This window comes from Cellulomonas sp., assembly GCF_035634735.1.
Lineage (GTDB): Bacteria > Actinomycetota > Actinomycetes > Actinomycetales > Cellulomonadaceae > Cellulomonas.
On the sequence record NZ_DASQCJ010000229.1, the window covers coordinates 1 to 17,827 of the forward strand.

Annotated in this window: 18 protein-coding genes; 6 read left to right on the forward strand and 12 right to left on the reverse strand. The window is 76.6% G+C overall.

What is annotated here, in order from left to right; genetic code table 11:
- Positions 1-215: 215 nt before the first annotated feature.
- On the forward strand, positions 216-518 hold the full coding sequence (locus VER05_RS18270) for a WhiB family transcriptional regulator (protein WP_324846736.1): 303 nt from the start codon (positions 216-218) through the stop codon (positions 516-518).
- A gap of 464 nt (positions 519-982) precedes the next feature.
- Here the strand turns inward: VER05_RS18270 and groES are convergent, their stop codons facing one another.
- Positions 983-1,279: a co-chaperone GroES gene (gene groES, locus VER05_RS18275; protein ID WP_324846737.1), complete on the reverse strand. Its 297-nt coding sequence runs from the start codon at positions 1,277-1,279 to the stop codon at positions 983-985.
- Between the two features lie 250 nt (positions 1,280-1,529).
- Here groES and VER05_RS18280 point away from each other — a divergent pair, with 250 nt between their 5' ends.
- Entirely contained in the window at positions 1,530-2,729 is a 1,200-nt protein-coding gene (locus VER05_RS18280; RefSeq protein WP_324846738.1) for a class I SAM-dependent methyltransferase, read from the forward strand.
- A complete protein-coding gene (locus VER05_RS18285) occupies positions 2,726-3,874 on the forward strand; it encodes a glutamate--cysteine ligase (RefSeq protein ID WP_324846739.1) in 1,149 nt (382 codons plus the stop codon). The genes VER05_RS18280 and VER05_RS18285 overlap by 4 nt, the downstream gene beginning before the upstream one ends.
- A 19-nt stretch (positions 3,875-3,893) precedes the next feature.
- Here VER05_RS18285 and tsaD read toward each other — a convergent pair whose 3' ends face one another.
- Complete coding sequence (tsaD, locus tag VER05_RS18290; protein WP_324846740.1) at positions 3,894-4,952, reverse strand: tRNA (adenosine(37)-N6)-threonylcarbamoyltransferase complex transferase subunit TsaD; 1,059 nt, start codon at positions 4,950-4,952, stop codon at positions 3,894-3,896.
- A 129-nt stretch (positions 4,953-5,081) separates the two neighbouring features.
- Between tsaD and VER05_RS18295 the strand changes: the two genes are divergently transcribed.
- Positions 5,082-5,729: a malonic semialdehyde reductase gene (locus VER05_RS18295; protein WP_324846741.1), complete on the forward strand. Its 648-nt coding sequence runs from the start codon at positions 5,082-5,084 to the stop codon at positions 5,727-5,729.
- Between the two features lie 105 nt (positions 5,730-5,834).
- Here VER05_RS18295 and rimI read toward each other — a convergent pair whose 3' ends face one another.
- The 6 genes from rimI to VER05_RS18325 all read right to left on the reverse strand — a co-directional run bounded on the left by rimI (position 5,835) and on the right by VER05_RS18325 (position 11,393).
- Positions 5,835-6,356, reverse strand: a complete 522-nt coding sequence (gene rimI / locus VER05_RS18300) for a ribosomal protein S18-alanine N-acetyltransferase (protein WP_324846742.1) — start codon at positions 6,354-6,356, stop codon at positions 5,835-5,837.
- A complete protein-coding gene (gene tsaB, locus VER05_RS18305) occupies positions 6,353-7,072 on the reverse strand; it encodes a tRNA (adenosine(37)-N6)-threonylcarbamoyltransferase complex dimerization subunit type 1 TsaB (RefSeq protein WP_324846743.1) in 720 nt (239 codons plus the stop codon). Before tsaB ends, rimI begins: the two co-directional genes overlap by 4 nt.
- A 68-nt stretch (positions 7,073-7,140) precedes the next feature.
- Positions 7,141-7,737, reverse strand: a complete 597-nt coding sequence (gene tsaE, locus VER05_RS18310) for a tRNA (adenosine(37)-N6)-threonylcarbamoyltransferase complex ATPase subunit type 1 TsaE (RefSeq protein WP_324846744.1) — start codon at positions 7,735-7,737, stop codon at positions 7,141-7,143.
- A complete protein-coding gene (gene alr, locus VER05_RS18315; RefSeq protein WP_324846745.1) occupies positions 7,734-8,933 on the reverse strand; it encodes an alanine racemase in 1,200 nt (399 codons plus the stop codon). The genes tsaE and alr overlap by 4 nt, the downstream gene beginning before the upstream one ends.
- Before the next feature lie 92 nt (positions 8,934-9,025).
- Positions 9,026-9,634: a nucleoside/nucleotide kinase family protein gene (locus VER05_RS18320; protein ID WP_324846759.1), complete on the reverse strand. Its 609-nt coding sequence runs from the start codon at positions 9,632-9,634 to the stop codon at positions 9,026-9,028.
- A 106-nt stretch (positions 9,635-9,740) separates the two neighbouring features.
- Entirely contained in the window at positions 9,741-11,393 is a 1,653-nt protein-coding gene (locus tag VER05_RS18325; protein ID WP_324846746.1) for a bifunctional ADP-dependent NAD(P)H-hydrate dehydratase/NAD(P)H-hydrate epimerase, read from the reverse strand.
- A gap of 145 nt (positions 11,394-11,538) precedes the next feature.
- Here VER05_RS18325 and VER05_RS18330 point away from each other — a divergent pair, with 145 nt between their 5' ends.
- Positions 11,539-12,525: an LLM class F420-dependent oxidoreductase gene (locus VER05_RS18330; RefSeq protein WP_324846747.1), complete on the forward strand. Its 987-nt coding sequence runs from the start codon at positions 11,539-11,541 to the stop codon at positions 12,523-12,525.
- 156 nt (positions 12,526-12,681) lie between these two features.
- Here the strand turns inward: VER05_RS18330 and VER05_RS18335 are convergent, their stop codons facing one another.
- Both VER05_RS18335 and glmS read right to left on the reverse strand, forming a co-directional pair.
- Positions 12,682-13,035: a holo-ACP synthase gene (locus VER05_RS18335; protein ID WP_147794323.1), complete on the reverse strand. Its 354-nt coding sequence runs from the start codon at positions 13,033-13,035 to the stop codon at positions 12,682-12,684.
- The gene (glmS, locus tag VER05_RS18340; protein WP_324846748.1) at positions 13,032-14,885 is read right to left on the reverse strand and encodes a glutamine--fructose-6-phosphate transaminase (isomerizing); all 1,854 of its coding nucleotides are present in this window, start codon (positions 14,883-14,885) and stop codon (positions 13,032-13,034) included. The genes VER05_RS18335 and glmS overlap by 4 nt, the downstream gene beginning before the upstream one ends.
- 108 nt (positions 14,886-14,993) lie before the next feature.
- Between glmS and coaA the strand changes: the two genes are divergently transcribed.
- Positions 14,994-15,956, forward strand: coding sequence for a type I pantothenate kinase (gene coaA / locus VER05_RS18345; RefSeq protein WP_316043647.1), 963 nt, complete (start codon positions 14,994-14,996; stop codon positions 15,954-15,956).
- A 27-nt stretch (positions 15,957-15,983) separates the two neighbouring features.
- On the opposite strand, the gene VER05_RS18350 is transcribed toward coaA, so the two are convergent.
- Together VER05_RS18350 and VER05_RS18355 are read right to left on the reverse strand one after the other, a co-directional pair.
- A complete protein-coding gene (locus tag VER05_RS18350) occupies positions 15,984-16,631 on the reverse strand; it encodes a hypothetical protein (RefSeq protein WP_324846749.1) in 648 nt (215 codons plus the stop codon).
- Positions 16,632-16,780: 149 nt separating this feature from the next.
- On the reverse strand, positions 16,781-17,662 hold the full coding sequence (locus VER05_RS18355; protein ID WP_324846750.1) for a DedA family protein: 882 nt from the start codon (positions 17,660-17,662) through the stop codon (positions 16,781-16,783).
- Positions 17,663-17,827 lie beyond the last annotated feature (165 nt).

Consider the following 17,827-nt stretch of genomic DNA (forward strand, 5'->3'; position numbering starts at 1 on the left):
CTGCCCGAATCGCTCCACAGCCGTGAACAACCCTGTGCACAACCGCGCCAGAACTCGGTCACGACACGGTCTTGAACAACTGCTGGCGCGGTTGTACTGTCCTCATCAGCAGGGTTCACCGGCTCACCAGGGACTTCGGTCCCGAGTCGCAGCCGGACCCGCACCGAGCACGAGGTACTGACGGCTGACGCCGCCGCACAGATGGAGGACACACCATGGCTGAGATCTCTCGCCTTCCGGGACCCGTCATGGAGCTCTGGGAGTGGCAGTACGAGGGCGCGTGCCGCGACGCCGACCAGGACCTGTTCTTCCACCCCGAGGGCGAGCGCGGGTCTGCGCGCCGCCGCCGCGCCGAGGCGGCCAAGGCGATCTGCGCCACCTGCCCGGTGATCAAGGAGTGCCTGAAGCAGTCCCTGTCCGTCCGCGAGCCGTACGGCGTCTGGGGCGGCCTGTCCGAGGACGAGCGCGCCGCCACCCTGGCCAGCCGCGCGGGCCGCACCCGCGCCGAGGTCGGCTGACCCCACCCGCTTCGCGACGGCCCGCGGTGCGGTGCGCCGCGCGCCGGCCCACCGGCCGCCGCCGCTGGCCAGGCGCCCGGGGCGGCGGCCGGTGGTCGGCCGGCAGCCTCGGGCGGCGTCCGGATGCCCGCCGGCCGCCGCGCGGCGCCCCGCTGCCCGCCGGCCGTCGCGCGGTCCCGCCGGCCGCCGCGCGCATCCCGCCGGCGTCGCGCGCCTGTCGTCGCCCGCCCACCGTCGCCCAGTGAGCAGGAAACGCGCCGAGCGGGTACCCGGGGGCTACTCACTCGGCGGGTTCCTTGCTCACTCGCGGATCGCGGAGCGCGGCGCGGTGGGCGGCGGCTCGCGGCGGCCGGTCGCCCGGCGCACCGGCGCGGCGCGCGCCGCCGGACGCGACGAGGGCCCCCTCCGTCCGCGGAGGGGGCCCTCGTCGGGCGACCGCCGGCCTCAGCGGCCGGCGGGGGGCGTCACTTGGTGACGACCGCCAGGATGTCGCGCGCGGAGAGGATCAGGTACTCCTCGCCGTCGTACTTGACCTCGGTGCCGCCGTACTTGCTGTAGATGACCTTGTCACCGACCGCCACGTCGAGCGGGACGCGGTTGCCGTGGTCGTCGATGCGACCCGGACCCACGGCCAGGACCTCGCCCTCCTGGGGCTTCTCCTTGGCGCTGTCCGGGATGACGAGACCGGAGGCGGTCGTCTGCTCCGCCTCGAGCGTCTTGACGACGATCCGGTCCTCGAGCGGCTTGATGGAGACCGACACAGCGGACCTCCCCTTCGCGTGTGAGTGCTGCCTGATGTCCGTTGTCGCCCCGTCGGTCCTGCCGTCGTCGCGGGTGCCGGCCGAACTGCGGTGCGCTGGCACTCCCACGAGGAGAGTGCCGATCAGCACTCTAGGAACCCGTTAGCACTCGGTCAAGGCGAGTGCCAACGTCCGGGGGGTCGACGTCACATCCGTCCGCCCCCGCCGCGGCGCCCGTCGCCCGCCCGCGCCGCCGTGCGAGGATCGCGGGATGGACGCGTCCGGCCTCGCCAAGCTGCTCAGCCCCGAGGGCTGGGCTCTGCTGTCCGCCCTGCCCCCGTACGACGAGCGGCACGCGATGGCCCTGTCGGAGCGGCTGCGCAAGGACGGCTTCGACGCCGACCTGGTCGCCGCGGCGCTGACCCAGTCGCGGCTGCGCGCGAAGGCGCACGACAAGCTCGGCGAGTTCGCCGACGGCATGCTGTTCACCCCCGCGGGGTTGGAGCAGGCGACCCGGCTGGTCGTCGCCGCCCGGCACGCGCGCCGGTACGCGGCCGCGGGCGTCACGCGCGTCGCCGACCTGACCTCGGGCCTCGGGGCCGACGCGATGGCGTTCGCCGGGGTCGGGCTGCGGGTGCTCGCGGTCGACGCCGACGAGACCACCGCCGCCCTGGCCACCATCAACCTGCGGGCGTTCCCCGAGGCCGAGGTCCGGCACGGCGACGGGCTCGCCGTCGACCTGGCCGCCGAGGGGGTCGACGGCGTGTACGCCGACCCCGCGCGCCGCACCTCGGGCGGCAGCCGGGTGTTCGACCCCGCCGCCTACGCCCCGCCGCTCGACGACGTGCTCGCCCTGCGCGAGCGCGTGCCCGCCCTCGGCCTCAAGCTCGGTCCGGGGGTGCCGCACAGCGCGCTGCCCGACGACGCCGAGGCGCAGTGGGTGTCGGTCGACGGCGACGTCGTCGAGCTCGGCCTGTGGTTCGGCCCGCTCGCGCCCGAGGGACCGGGCCGGTCGGCGCTGCTGCTCGGCGCGGGCGGCGGCTCCGCCGTCCTGCGCGCGTCCGCCGGGCGGGAACGGGCCGCGGTCGGGCCCGTCGGGGCCTACCTGTACGAGCCCGACGGCGCCGTGATCCGCGCCGGGCTGGTCGCCGAGGTCGCCGCCGAGGTGCAGGGACGGCTCGTGGACAGCACGATCGCCTACGTGACCTCCGACGCGCTGCACGCGACCCCGTTCGCCACGGCCTACCGCGTGCTCGACACCCTGCCGTTCGGCCTCAAGCGGCTCCGGGCCTACCTGCGCGAGCGCGGGGTCGGGTCGCTCACGATCAAGAAGCGCGGCACCGCCGTGGTCCCCGAGCAGCTCCGCCGGCAGCTCGACCTGCGCGGGACGGCCGCGGCGACGATCGTGCTCACCCGGGTCGCCGGCCAGCAGCAGGTGCTCCTGGTCGAGCCGGTCGGCGCGGCCGCATGACCACGCCCGCCCGGCTGCCGTTCGCGCGGTCCGAGCGGTCGACCGTCGGGATCGAGTGGGAGCTCGCGCTCGTCGACGCCGACTCCGGCGACCTGCGCCAGGTCGCCAGCACCGTCCTCGACGCCGTCCGGCCCGCCGGCGCCGCCGAGCACCCCGCGATCAAGCAGGAGCTGCTGCTCAACACCGTCGAGGTGGTGTCCGGCGTGTGCCGCACCGTCGGCGAGGCGGGCGCGGACCTGCAGCGCGCGGTCGACGAGGTCCGGACGGTGACCGACCCGCTGCGCGTCGAGCTGATGAGCGCCGGCACCCACCCGTTCGCCCGGTGGGCGCAGCAGAAGGTCACCGACAAGCAGCGGTACGCCACCCTGATCGACCGCACGCAGTGGTGGGGCCGGCAGATGCTGATTTACGGGGTGCACGTGCACGTCGGCATCGAGGACCGGGACAAGGTGCTGCCGATCTCCCGCGCGCTGCTCACCACGTTCGCGCACCTGCAGTCGCTGTCGGCGTCGAGCCCGTTCTGGGGCGGCAAGGACACCGGGTACGCGTCGAACCGCGCCCTGATGTTCCAGCAGCTGCCGACCGCCGGCCTGCCCTTCCCGTTCGAGCGCTGGGACCAGCTGGAGGCCTACGTCGGCGACATGCTGCACACCGGCGTGATCGACGCGTTCGACGAGGTGCGCTGGGACGTCCGGCCGTCGCCGCGGTTCGGCACGATCGAGGCCCGGATCTGCGACGGCTCCCCCAGCCTGCTGGAGGTCACGGCCCTCGCCGCGCTGACGCACTGCCTGGTCGAGCACTTCTCCACGCTGCTCGACCGCGGGGAGCCGCTGCCGACGATCCCGCCGTGGTTCGCGCAGGAGAACAAGTGGCGCTCCGCGCGCTACGGCATGGACGCGATCATCATCACGAACGCGGCGGGCGACGAGGAGCTCGTCACCGACGCCGTGGCGCGGCTGCTCGTCGACCTGGAGCCGGTCGCCGAGCGGCTGGGCTGCGCGGCCGAGCTCGACGCCGTGCGGGTCATCCTGCGCAAGGGGGCGTCGTACCAGCGGCAGCGGGCCGTGGCCCGGCGGAACGCCGGCGAGCTCGACGCGGTGGTGGCGTCGCTGGTCGCCGAGATGCGGGCGGGCCGGCCGCTCTGACGCCGGGCGCGCGAGCGCGTCAGACCGTGACGGTCTCCAGCGGCATCGTCGAGTCCACGCCGATCGCGAAGTCCGACGGAGGCAGCCCGCGCCGCACGACGGCGGCGCCCAGGGCGGCGATCATCGCGCCGTTGTCCGTGCAGTACTTGATCGGCGGGATGCGCAGGTCGATCCCGGCCGCCGCGCACCGCTCGGCGGCCATGTCGCGCAGCTGGGAGTTCGCGGAGAACCCGCCGCCGACCACCAGGGTCTCGACGCCGTGCTTCTGGCAGGCCGCGATCGTCTTGGCGGTGAGCACGTCGGCGACCGACGCCGCGAACGACGCCGACACGTCCTCCAGCGGGATCTCCTCGCCGGCGTCCTCGCGCGCCTCGACCCAGCGGGCCACGGCGGTCTTCAGGCCCGAGAACGAGAAGTCGTACGCGTGCTTCGCCTGGTCCTTGGCGGCGGTGAGCCCGCGGGGGAACCGGATCGCGGTCGGGTCGCCCTCGCGCGCCAGACGGTCGATGTGCGGGCCGCCGGGGTAGGGCAGGCCGAGCAGGCGGCCGACCTTGTCGAACGCCTCCCCCGCCGCGTCGTCGAGCGTCGAGCCGAGCTCGTGCACGCCGGTGACGACGTCGTCGATGAGCAGCAGGCTGGAGTGGCCGCCGGACACGACCAGCGCCATGACGCGGTCGGGGAACAGGCCGTGCACCAGCTCGTCCACGGCCGCGTGGCCGATGACGTGGTTCACGCCGTACAGCGGCTTGCCGAGCCCGTAGGCCAGCGCCTTGGCGGCGGCCGTGCCGACGGTGAGCGAGCCGACCAGGCCGGGCCCGGCGGTGACCGCGACCGCGTCGACGTCGGCGAGGGTGACGCCGGCCGTGCCGAGCGCGCGCTCGATCGTCGGGATCATCGCCTCGAGGTGGGCGCGGGAGGCGATCTCCGGGATGATCCCGCCGAACCGCGCGTGCTCGTCCATGGAGGACGCGACGGCGTCGACCAGGAGCTCGCTGCGGTCGGCGTGGGCGCGGACCAGGGCGACCCCGGTCTCGTCGCAGGACGTCTCGATCCCGAGGACGAGGGGCGCGTCAGGCATGCCCCCGAGTCTAGGCCGCGCCCGGCGGTCCCCTCGCGCGGGCGGTGCCCGCCCGGGCCCGCGCGCGGTGTGACACGGTTCACGCAGGCAACGGGGATGACCTCGTAGATGTTGCGCATTCAACCGATCATGAGCATCGACACCGCACCGTCGTCCGTCACCGCCGACCTCCGCGTCCCGCAGGAGATCGTGGACCTGGTGTTCCGGGACGCCCGCACCGTCAACACGTTCACCGACGGCGAGGTCACCGACGAGCAGGTCCGCGCCGTCTGGGACGTCGTCCGCTGGGGCCCGACCGCGATGAACTCGCTGCCGCTGCGCCTGCTGCTCGTCCGCTCGGGCGAGGGCCGCGAGCGCCTGGTCGACCACATGAACGAGGGCAACAAGGCCAAGACCCGGCGCGCGCCGCTCAGCATCGTCGTGGCCGCCGACGTCGACTTCCACGAGCAGCTGCCCCGCCTGGCCCCGCACATGGCCGGCGCGCGCGACAACTTCGCCGGCGTCGAGGACGTCCGCGCCCGGATGTCCCGCGACAACGCCTTCCTGCAGGCCGGCTACCTCATCGTCGGCCTGCGCGCCGCCGGGCTGCACGTCGGGCCGATGACCGGCTTCGACGCCCCGGGGCTCGACACCGACCTGCTCGCCGGCTCGGGCTGGCGCTCGATCATGGTGCTGAACGTCGGCAGCGCGCCGGAGGACGTCGAGGGCTTCGGCATGCCGGCCTCGCACCCGCGCCAGGGCCGCCTCGACTTCGAGGACGTCGCGCGCTCGATCTGACGCCCGCCGCCGCCCGGGCGGCACGCGCGAGGGCCCCGCACCGGTTCGTCCGGGCGGGGCCCTCGTCGCGTCCGGGCCCGCGCCGGGCGCCGCGTCCCGGCGGGGTCAGGCCCTGCGGCGCATCGTCCAGGCGTCGACGTTCTCCGGCTGGTAGTAGCCCTTGCGCCGCCCGAACCGCTCGAAGCCCGCGCGCTCGTACAGCCGCAGCGCCGGCTCGTTGTCGACCCGGACCTCCAGCAGCACGTCGCCCGCGCCGAGCTCGCGCGCGCGGTCCAGCAGCGCGTCGAGCAGCATCCGGCCGACCCCGCGGCCCTGCGCGTCCGGGCGGGTGCCGACCGTCATCACCTGGCCGTCGTAGCCGTCGAACCACAGGCCCGCGTAGCCGACCAGCTCGCCCGACGCGCGGTCCTGCGCCCCGACGTACCAGCGGCCCGGGCCGGTGATCTCCTCCGCGAGCGACGCCCGGGACCAGGCGCCCGCGCCGAACAGCGCCTCCTCCATCTCCTCGAGCGCGTCGAGGTCGCCGGGGACCAGCGGCCGGAGCAGGACGTCCGCGGTGCGGGCCGCGGGGGCCGCGCCGTCGGGGGACGTGCCGTCGGGCCCCGCGCTGTCGGCGGGCGAGGTCACGCCCGCGCCCGCTTCGCGGCGGCCGGCGGCACGGCGTCCGGCCGGCGCAGGTACAGCGGCTCGGTCGGCAGCACCAGGCCCGAGCCGCCCACGGCGAGCCGCGCGAGCGCCACCCGCGCCAGGTCCGCCGCGTCGACGGCGTCGGGGGTGCCGGGCGACGGCGGCAGCAGCTCCGGGTACAGCGCGGTCCCCGGGCCGACGAGCAGCAACCCGTCGAGGCCCTGCTCCGCGACGGCGGCCGGGGTCGCCACGCCGGGGCCCTCGACGGCCTCGACGGACGGCGCGGTGCCGGCGCCGACGACCGCGCGGTACCGGGCCCAGTAGACCTCCTTGCGGCGCGCGTCCGTCAGGACCAGCACCTCTCGGCCGTCGACCTCGGGCCCCGTGCCGGACGCGGCGGCCGCGACCGTGGCCAGGGCCAGCGCGTCGAGCGACGACACCCCGTGCACCGGCACGCCGAGCGCCAGGCCCAGCGTGCGGGCGGTGACCAGGCCGACCCGCAGGCCGGTGAACGGCGCAGGGCCGGTCCCCGCCACGACCGCGGTCAGGTCCGTGCGGGCGACGCCCGCCTCCGCCAGGACCTCGTCGAGCAGCGGGGTCAGGGTCTCCGCGTGCCGGCGGGACTCGCCGGTCGACCGGGTGGCCAGGGTGCGGCCGGCGTCGTCGACGACGGCGGCGGACGCGGCGGCGGAGGTGTCGAGGGCGAGGACGGGCACCGGTGGGTTCCTTCGGGGTCGGGGACGGGTCGCGAGGTCGCGGGAACGGGGCGCGGCGGCGCCGGAGGTCAGGCCGGGGACGCCGTGGCGCCGGGCCGGGTGGGGGCGCCGGGCAGCGCGACGCCGCGCCAGCGGTCGCCGCGCGCGCGGACGGTCACCGCGCGCACGCCCGCGGCGGCGTCCTCCGCGTGCTCCGCGTGCGGGGCGCCACCGGCGGCGTCGGCCCCGCGGGGGCGGCGCAGGGCCACCTCCAGGCGGTCGTCGGCCAGCGACTCCACCAGGCCCTCGCCCCACTCGACGACGGTCACCGACTCGTCCAGCGAGGTGTCCAGGTCGAGCGCGTCGACCTCGTCGAGCGAGCCGAGCCGGTAGGCGTCGACGTGCACCAGCGTCGGGCCCGTCGGGCCGTCCGGGCGCGGCAGCGGCGGGTGCACCCGCGCGATGACGAACGTCGGCGAGGCCACCGCGCCGCGCACGCCCAGCCCGGTGCCGATGCCCTGGGTCAGCGTCGTCTTGCCCGCGCCGAGGTCGCCGGTCAGCACGACGAGGTCGCCCGCCCGCAGCAGCGCGGCGAGCGCCTCGCCGTACGCGCGGGTCGCGTCCGCGTCCGCCAGGTCCACCGTCACCTCGGCGACCGTCGCGGTCGCCCCGTCCTGCTCGCTCACGCCACTCCCTCCGCGACGCGCTCCGCGCCGCTCGCCGGGACCTCCCGGCCGCCGTCCACGTACACCCGCGGCACCCGGGCACCGAGCCGGGTGACGATCTCGTAGCTGATCGTGCCCGCCGCGTCGGCCCACTCCTGGGCCGTCGGGCCGCCGTCCGCGCCGGTGCCGAACAGCACCACGCGGTCGCCGGCCTGCTCCGTCGCGCCCGGCCCGAGGTCCACCATCACCTGGTCCATGCAGACCCGCCCGGCGATCGCCAGCCGCCGCCCGCCGACGCCCAGCGGGGCGCCCGGGGCGCCGTCCGCGCCCGACGCGTGCCGCGGCACGCCGTCCGCGTACCCCAGCGGCACCACGCCGACGACGGTGTCCCGCGGCGTCACGTAGTGGTGGCCGTAGGACACGCCGTGCCCGGCGGGCAGCCGCTTGACGTTCGCGAGCTCGGCCTCGACGGTCATCGCCGGCACCAGCCCGAACCGCTCCGGCCCGCCGAGCTGCGGGACCGGGGTCAGCCCGTACAGCGCGATCCCCGGGCGCACCAGGTCGAGGTGCAGCTCCGGGTCGGTCAGCGTCGAGGCGGAGGCCGCGATGTGCCGCACCTCGAACCGGGCCCCGCGGGCCTCGGCGTCCGCCGCCGCCGCGCGCAGGACGTCGCCCTGGGCGTGCAGGCTCGGGTGGCCGGGCTCGTCGGCGAACGCCAGGTGCGACCAGATGCCCACCAGGCGGACGACGCCCTCGGCCTCCAGCCGCAGCGCCTCGTCGACGACGGCCGGCAGGTCCGCCGGGGTCAGGCCGTTGCGGCCCAGGCCGGTGTCGACCTTCACATGGATCCGGGCGGCGCGGCCGGTCGCGCGGGCGGCGGCGGCGACCTCGCGCAGCGCCCAGGGCGCCGCGACGGACAGGTCGACGTCGGCGGCCACGGCCTCGGCCAGCGGCGCCCCCGGGGCGTACAGCCACGTCAGGACCCGGGCGGTCACCCCGCCGGCGCGCAGGGCCAGCGCCTCGGACACCTGGGCGACGCCCAGCCAGGTCGCGCCGCCCTCGACCGCGGCGCGCGCGACCGGCAGCAGCCCGTGGCCGTAGGCGTCGGCCTTCACGACCGCCATGAGCTGCGCCGTCGGCGCGAGGTCGCCGAGGGTCCGCGCGTTGGCACGCACGGCCCCGAGGTCGACGACCGCCCGCGCGGGAAACCTGCTCACGCCCCCAGTCTCCCACCGGCGCGCCGGTGCCTCGCGCGGGGACGCGCGGCCGGGCGGCGGTGCGGCGGTGCGGCGGCGTCCCGGCGGCGGGGTCAGTCGACCGTGACCACCGCGTCGGCGCGGGTCCGGGTCGCCGCCACCAGGTCCGCGTTCCGCTGGTCCGGCCCGTGCGTCCACGCGTACGCGGCGGCCGGCGGCTTGCCGAACAGCTCGTGCCGGGCGACCAGCCGCTCCGCGCGCACCTCCTCCGGCAGGTCGACGAACCAGCACGCGTCCAGCAGGTCGCGCACCGGCGCGAACCCGTCCCGGTCGTGCAGCAGGTAGTTGCCCTCCGTGATCACGAGCGGCACGTCCGCCGGCACGCCGATCGCCCCGGCCACGCCGTTGCGCAGGTCGCGGCGGTACTCCGGCGCGTACACCGTCTCCCCCGCGACCGGCGCGCGCAGCCGGCGCAGCAGCGCGACGTAGCCCGCGGCGTCGAACGTGTCCGGCGCGCCCTTGCGGTCCGCCCGGCCGAGCCGCTCGAGCTCCGTCTGCGCGAGGTGGAACCCGTCCATCGGCACGACGACGCACCGGCCCGGGAACGCGGCCAGGATCTGCGCGCTCAGCGTCGACTTGCCGGCGCCGGGCGCGCCCGCGATGCCGAGCAGCCGGCGCGCCGGGGCCGCCGCCCCCTCGGGCGGGTCGAGGAGCGCGGCCACCTGGCGCCGGAGGTCGTCCCGGAGCGGGGCCGCGGCGAGCGGGGTGCGCGGGGACGGGCCGGCGGGGCCGGGGTCGTGCGGGTCGCCGGCGGCGACGGTCGGGGTCTCAGCCACGCAGCAACCCTGCCACGGTCGCCGGGAGCGCGTGCGCGACGGCCAGCGCCGTGACCGGCCCGCCGGGGACCGCGACCTCGGCCGCCCGGCCGTGCACCAGCGCCGCCGCGGCCGCCAGCGCGGCCGCGAGCGGCGGGTCGTCCAGCACGTCCGCCGCCCGGCCCGCGAGCAGCGCGCCGAGCACGCCCGCGAGCACGTCGCCCGAGCCGGCGGTCGCCAGCCAGCCCGGGGCGTCCGCCTGCGCGTACACCGCGCCGCCCGCACCCACGACGACGGTCGTCGAGCCCTTGAGCAGCACCGTCGCGCCGGTGAGCTCGTGCGCCCGGCGCGCCCAGCGCAGCGGCTCCGCCTCGACCGCCGCGCGCGCCACGTCCTCGCCGAGCCGGCCCAGCAGCGTCGCCAGCTCCCCCGCGTGCGGGGTGAGCACGCACCACGGCGCGAGCTCGCGGGGCGCCAGCGCCAGCGCGCCCGCGTCCAGCACCGCGGGCAGCCCCGCCGCGAGCGCCGCGTGCAGCGCGTCCGTCAGCCGGCGGGCCTGCTTGCCGTGACCCGGGTCGACGCCCGGGCCGAGCAGCCAGGCCTGCACCCGCCCGTCCCCCGCCACGACCTCGGGCCGGGCGGCGAGCACCGACCGCGCGACCGCCGACGGCCCCACGTACCGGACCATCCCCACGCCCGCGAGCGCCGCCGCCGACACCGTGAGCACCGCCGCGCCCGGGTACGCCGGGGTCCCCGCGACGACCCCGAGCACCCCGCGGCTGTACTTCTGGTCCGCCGGCCCGGGCACCGGCCACAGCGCCGCGACGTCCGCCGGCGCCAGGCGCGCGACCGCGGGGCGGCCGGGCAGCGGCAGGCCGAGGTCGACCACCTCCACCCGGCCCGCGCGCCGCGCCGCGGGCGGCAGCAGCAGCCCGGGCTTCGCCGCGCCGAACGTCACCGTCAGCCCCGCCGGCAGCACCGGGCCGTCGGGCAGCGACCCGTCGTCCACGCCCACGCCGCTCGGCAGGTCGACCGCGACGACGAGCGGGCCGCCGCCCGCCTCGGCCGCGCTGCGGGGCCCCCCGGCGGCGGCGCCCGCGTCCTCGGCGTCCAGCAGGTCGGCGAGCAGCCCCGCCAGCAGGCCGGCCACCCCGCGCGGCGCGCCCCGGCCGCCGATGCCGAGCAGGCCGTCCAGCACGACGTCCGCGGCGTACGCCTCGGCCACGGCGTCGCCGAGCCACACCCCGGGCAGGTCGGGTCCGTCCGACCCCGCACCGTCCGACGCCGACCCGCCCGCGCCCGCGCCGCCCGCGTCCGCGCCGTTCGCGCCGCCCGCGGTCGGCTCGACCGCCCGCACCGCGCGCCCGCCGGCCCGGCGCAGCGCCGCGAGCCCCTCCGCGTGCGGCGTGCCGGTCGCGCACACCGCGACCACCCGCACCCCGCGCCGCGCCAGGAACGCCCCCGCGTGCAGCGCGTCGCCGCCGTTGTTCCCCGACCCGACCAGCGCCACCACCGTCGCGCCACGCACCTGACCGCGCCGGTCGGCGAGCTCCGCCGCCACCCGCGTCGCCAGCGCGAACGCCGCGTGCTGCATGAGCGGCACCCCGTCCGCGAGCAGCGGCTCCTCCGCCGCCCGGACCTCGGCCGCCGTGTACCCCAGGATCATGCGTCCATCCTGGCGGAGGCCCGGGCCCGGCGCGCGTGGGCGCCCGCCGGGCCCGGCGCGCCGCACCCGTCGGGCACCGGCGCAGCGCGCCTCCGTGCGTGGTCGCCGTGCGGCGCTCCCCCGCGCGCGGGGTTACGTTGCGCGCATGCGCTTCGGACTCTTCATCCCCCAGGGCTGGCGGCAGGACCTCACGGGCATCGAGGCCCGCGACCACTGGTCCGTCATGAACGGCCTCGCCACCTACGCCGACCAGGGCGACGCCTTCGACTCGATCTGGGTCTACGACCACTTCCACGCGGTGCCCGAGCCCAACGGCGAGGCCACCCACGAGGCCTGGAGCCTCATGAACGCCTACGCGGCCACGACCAGCCGCGTGACGCTCGGCCAGATGTGCACCTGCATGTCCTACCGGAACCCCGCCTACCTGGGGAAGGTCGCCGCGACGGCCGACATCATCTCCGGCGGCCGCGTCCAGATGGGCATCGGCGCCGGCTGGTACGAGCACGAGTGGCGCGCCTACGGCTACGGCTTCCCGCGGCCGGGCGAGCGGATCGCCATGCTCGACGAGGGCGTGCAGATCATGAAGCAGCTGTGGACCAACGGCGTCGCGACCCTCGACGGGCGGCACTACCAGGTCGACGGCGCCCAGCTCGCCCCGCTCCCCCTGCAGGTCGACGGCCCGCCGCTGTGGATCGCGGGCGGCGGCGAGCGCAAGACCCTGCGCGTCGCGGCCGAGCACGCGGCGTACACGAACTTCGACGGCACCCCGGCGGGCTTCGCGCACAAGAGCCGGGTCCTGCAGGAGCACTGCGCCGCGATCGGCCGGAACTACGACGAGATCACGCGCTCCGCCAACTACAACGTCGTGATCGGGGCGACCGAGGCGGAGGTCGACGACCGGATCGCCTGGATCGAGGAGCACTACGCCCGCACGGTCCCGGCCAAGGCCCCCGAGGTCGCCGAGGAGTTCCGCCGCGGCCCGCTCGTCGGCACCCCGGAGCAGATCGTCGAGAAGCTGACCGAGCTCCGCGGGCTGGGCATGACCTACGCGATCACGTACTTCGCCGAGGCCGCCTACGACCGCAGCGGCATCGAGCTGTTCGAGCGCGAGGTCGTCCCGGCCCTGCGCTGACCGGCGCGCCCGCGGCGCCGCCGAGCGCGGCGGCTCGCGCCGGGCGCGGCAGCTCGCGCCGGGCGCGGCAGCTCGCGCCGGGCGCGGTGGCTCCGGCTACCGCGCTCGGGGCGACGGACCGCGCCCGTCGCCCCGAGGGCGGGCGGGGCGCGCGGCTCAGTCCGACTCCGCGACCACCATCGCCGACGCGATGCCGGCGTCGTGGCTCAGCGAGAGGTGGAACCGCGTCACCCCGCGGGCCGCCGCCGCGGCCGCGACCGTGCCGGTGACCTCGACCACCGGCTGCTCGCCGCGCACCCGGCGCACCGTGGCGTCCTGCCAGGACATCCCCGCCGGCGCGCCGAGCGACTTGGCGATCGCCTCCTTGGCGGCGAACCGCGCGGCCAGCGACGCCGGCGCGAGCTCGCGCTCCTCCGGCGTGAACAGCCGCTCCCGCAGCGCCGGGACCCGCTCGACCGTCGCCAGGAACCGGGCGACGTCGACGACGTCGATCCCGACGCCGACGATCACTCGACCGTGACCGACTTCGCCAGGTTCCGCGGCTGGTCCACGTCCAGGCCGCGGGCCGTGGCGAGCTCGCACGCGAAGATCTGCAGCGGCACGACCGACAGCAGCGGCGCGAGCAGCGTCGGGCTCTGCGGCACGTAGAACACCTCGTCGGCGTACGCGCGCACCGCCTCGTCGCCGTCTTCCGCGATGACCAGCGTCCGTGCGCCGCGCGCCCGGATCTCCTGGATGTTGGAGACGACCTTCGAGTGCAGCGAGTCGCGGCCGCGCGGGCTCGGCACGATCACGAACACCGGCTGCCCGGGCTCGATCAGGGCGATCGGGCCGTGCTTGAGCTCGCCGGCCGCGAAGCCCTCGGCGTGGATGTACGCGATCTCCTTGAGCTTGAGCGCACCCTCCAGCGCCACCGGGAACCCGACGTGCCGGCCCAGGAACAGCACCGAGGAGGTGTCCGCCATCCACCGCGCGATCTCCCGCACCCGGCCCGAGCGGTCCAGGACGTCCTGGATCTTGTCCGGCATGGCCCGCAGGTCCTCGAGGATCTCCGCGATCTCGTCCGCGAACTTGTTGCCGCGCAGCTGCGCCAGGTAGAGGCCCAGCAGGTAGGCGGCGGTGATCTGCGCGAGGAACGCCTTGGTCGACGCCACCGCGACCTCGGGGCCGGCGTGCGTGTAGAGCACCGCGTCGGACTCGCGCGGGATGGTCGACCCGTGGGTGTTGCAGATGGCCAGCACCTTGGCGCCCTGCTCGCGGGCGTGCCGGACCGCCATGAGCGTGTCCATCGTCTCGCCCGACTGCGAGATCGCCACGACGAGCGTGCGCTCGTTCAGGATCGGGTCGCGGTAGCGGAACTCGTGCGCGAGCTCGACCTCGACCGGGATGCGGCACCAGTGCTCGATGGCGTACTTGGCGACGTGCCCGGAGTACGCGGCGGTCCCGCACGCGATGACGATGATCTTGTCGACCGACCGCAGCACCGACTCGGAGATCTTGAGGTCGTCGAGCACCAGGCGGCCCTGGGTGTCCGTGCGGCCCAGCAGCGTGTCCTGGACGGCCTGCGGCTGGTCCGCGATCTCCTTCTCCATGAAGGAGCGGAAGCCGCCCTTCTCGGCCGCCGCGGCGTCCCAGTCGATCGTGTACTCGCGGCCCTCGGCGGGGTTGCCGTCGAAGTCCGTCACCGTGACCGAGCGCGGCGTGATGACGACGACCTGGTCCTGCGCGAGCTCGAGCGCGCGGCGGGTCTCCGCGATGAACGCGGCGACGTCGGAGCCGAGGTAGTTCGCGCCGTCCCCGAGCCCGACGACCAGCGGCGAGTCGTGCCGTGCGCCGACCACGGTGTCCGGGTGGTCCTCGTGCACCGCCAGCAGGGTGAACGTGCCGTGCAGCCGGCGGACCACCTGGCGCATCGCCTCGCCGAGGTCCTTCACCTCGCCGTACGCGCGGGACAGCAGGTGCGCGACGACCTCGGTGTCCGTCTCGGACAGGAGCTCGGCGCCGTCGGCCAGCAGCTCCTCCTTGAGCACGGCGAAGTTCTCCACGATGCCGTTGTGGATCAGCGCGAGACCGCCGGCGACGTGCGGGTGCGCGTTGACGTCCGTCGGGCCGCCGTGCGTGGCCCACCGGGTGTGCCCGATGCCCGCCGTCGCCCCCGGCAGCGGCTGCTCCTCGAGCAGCCCCGTCAGGTTGACGAGCTTGCCCGCCTTCTTGGCCGTGGCCAGGCCCTCCGGGGTGACGAGGGCGACGCCCGCCGAGTCGTACCCGCGGTACTCCAGGCGACGCAGGCCCTCCAGGACGACCCCGAGCGGCCGGCCGTCCGGCCCATGGTCACCGACATACCCGACGATTCCACACATGGGCGGGAGTCTAGCGGCGGCCGGCGGCGCTCCGCCGCGGCGCAGGTCACGTCCGCCCGGACCCGCCGCCCGGCGGGCGCGACCCGGCGCATCGTGCAGAATCGTCGGGTGCGCGCCACCGACGTCCCCGGGCAGACCTCCCCGTACGTGGAGCTCGACCGGGACTCCTGGGTCCGCCTGTCGGAGTCCACGCCGCTCCCCCTCACCGACGACGACGTCACCCGGCTCCGCGGGCTCGGCGACCCGATCGACCTGGCCGAGGTGGACGCGATCTACCGGCCGCTGTCCCGGCTGCTCGACCTGTACGTCACCGCGACCCGCCGGCTGCACGCCGCGTCGTCGACGTTCCTGCGCGAGGACACCCCGCGCACCCCGTTCGTCATCGGCGTCGCCGGGTCCGTCGCCGTCGGCAAGTCGACGACCGCCCGGCTGCTCCGCGAGCTGATGGCCCGCTGGCCGGCGACCCCGAACGTCGCGCTGATGACCACCGACGGCTTCCTGCACCCGAACGCCGAGCTCGAGCGCCGCGGGCTCATGGACCGCAAGGGCTTCCCCGAGTCCTACGACCGCCGCGCGCTGCTGCAGTTCGTGTCGAAGGTCAAGGCCGGCCACGACGAGGTCCGCGCCCCGGTGTACGACCACGTCACCTACGACATCGTCCCGGGCGCCGAGGTGGTCGTGCGGCGGCCCGACGTGCTGATCGTCGAGGGTCTGAACGTCCTGCAGCCCGCCCCGTCCGCCGCCGGCACCTCCAGCACGTCCAACCTCGCCGTGAGCGACTTCTTCGACTTCTCGATCTACGTCGACGCCCGGACCTCCGACGTGCGGCAGTGGTACGTCGAGCGGTTCCTGTCCCTGCGGTCGACCGCGTTCGCCCGGCCGGAGTCGTACTTCCACCGGTACGCCGGCCTCAGCGACGAGGAGGCCGTGGCGCGGGCCGAGGGCATCTGGGACGCGATCAACGCGCCGAACCTGGTGCGCAACATCCTGCCCACCCGCAGCCGCGCGACCCTCGTGCTGACCAAGGGCGGTGACCACTCCGTCCGCCGGGTGCGGCTCCGCAAGCTCTGACCCGGGCGTCCGCCGACCGGCCGGCCGTCAGCTCCCCGTCGGGGACGCCGTCGCGCGCGGGCCGACGAGCTCGACCGGGTAGTGCTCGACGTCGACCGCGTCCAGCGCGTCGAGACCCTCGGACACCGCGACCGGCAGCGTCCCGCAGCCCCCGGACGGCAGGGCCACGCGGACGGCGGCACCCAGCGCGTCCACCAGCCAGAGGTCCGCCCGCGGGGCTTCCGTGCCGCACGGGGCGGGCGTCGCGGTCCCCGACGCGGGGACGGTCGGTGCCGCGGACAGCGCCGTGACCAGCGGCCGGACGTCGCCCTCCAGCCGCGTCGCGGTCACGGCGGCCCACCGGCCGGCCGCGTCGGTCAGCGTCTCGCCCGTGGTGCACAGCACCGCGGACACCGCGGTGAAGCCGTCCGGGACCGGCCCGACCTCCGGCACGTCGGGGTGGGCCGTGCTGCCCGCGCCCGCGCCGGCGCCGGCGAACCCGAGCGCGGTGAGCACCTGGGGCGCCAGGCAGTCCGCGCCGCTCGACACCGACGCGCCCGCAGCGGACCGCTGCGCGGCGTCGGCGCCGGCCGAGGCGGGGTCGCCGCCCGAGCAGGCGGCCAGGACGGCCGCGAGGGCGAGGGCCGCGAGGCCGGCGAGCCGGGCGCGGGGTGCACGAGGACGCGGTGCCACCATGTCGCCGCCGCCCCTCCGTCGCCCGTACCCCGTGCCCAGGGCGAAGGCGCGGGCGTCTGCCCGGCCTCCGCCGTCGGGGGCGACGCCGTTGTGGCCCGGATCGAGCGTAGGCGCGGGGCCGGCCGGGACCGGCCGACGATGCCGGATCGTTAGCGGGCGGGGCCGGATCGTTGCCGGGACGTGACCCGGCGGTCGGGGGCGGCTGCGCCCGCCGCCGCGCCGGGCGCCGGGACCGCGCACAGGGCGGTCGCGGCGCCGGCCGGGACCGGGGCGGGGGTGGCCGGGGCCGCGGCGCGCGGGGCGGCGGGGTGCGGGCCGACGGGGGCCGGGGTGGCGGTGGCCGGGGTGGCGGGGCGCGGGCGGGCGCCGTCCTGGCCGGCTGCGTGCTGGCCGGCCGTCATCGTCGCGGGCGTCCGGTCCAGCCCGGTCCACCGGCGCAGCACCCAGTCGATCCCGATGCCGACGAGCGTGCCGACCACGACCCCGGCCACCACCGCGATCAGCGGGTGGTCCTCCAGCCAGAGCCCGGCCCCCGCGCCGACGGCGGAGCCGTAGACCGCCCAGGTCACGGCGGCGAGCCCGGTGAGCCCGACGAACCGCTTGCGCGGGTAGCCCAGCGCCCCCGCGGTCATGTTCACCGCGACGCGGCCGACCGGGATGTACCGCGCCGCGAGGATGAACGACGACCCGCGGTGCTCGAGCGCGTGCTCCGCCCAGGCGAGCGCCTTGCGGCCGCGGGCCGTGCGGAACACCTTGAGCCGGTGGACGTCGACCTTCGAGCCGATCGTGTACGCGATCTGGTCGCCCACGAACGCGCCGGCCGCGGCGGCCAGCGCGACCAGCACGATGTTCGGCGAGCCGTGCGCCACCGACAGCGACGCCAGCGCGATCACGACCGACTCGCTCGGGATCGGCGGGAAGAAGCCGTCGATGGTGGCGAACAGGAACAGCGCCGGGAACACCCACACCGAGTCCGCCAGCATCGGCACCCAGCCCTCGATGGCGCTGATCCAGTCCTGCAGCACGTTCATCAGCTCCCGGGTCGTTCGGCGGCTGCCCTCGGGCGGGTCGGCCGTCGTCCACGCTAGGCGCGTGCCGTCGGCCGTGACATGGGGGACTCCCCCGAGTCCACCCTGGTCCTCCCCCCATCCTCACCGGGCCCGTCGCACCGGGCATCGGCCCCCGGGACGACGTGC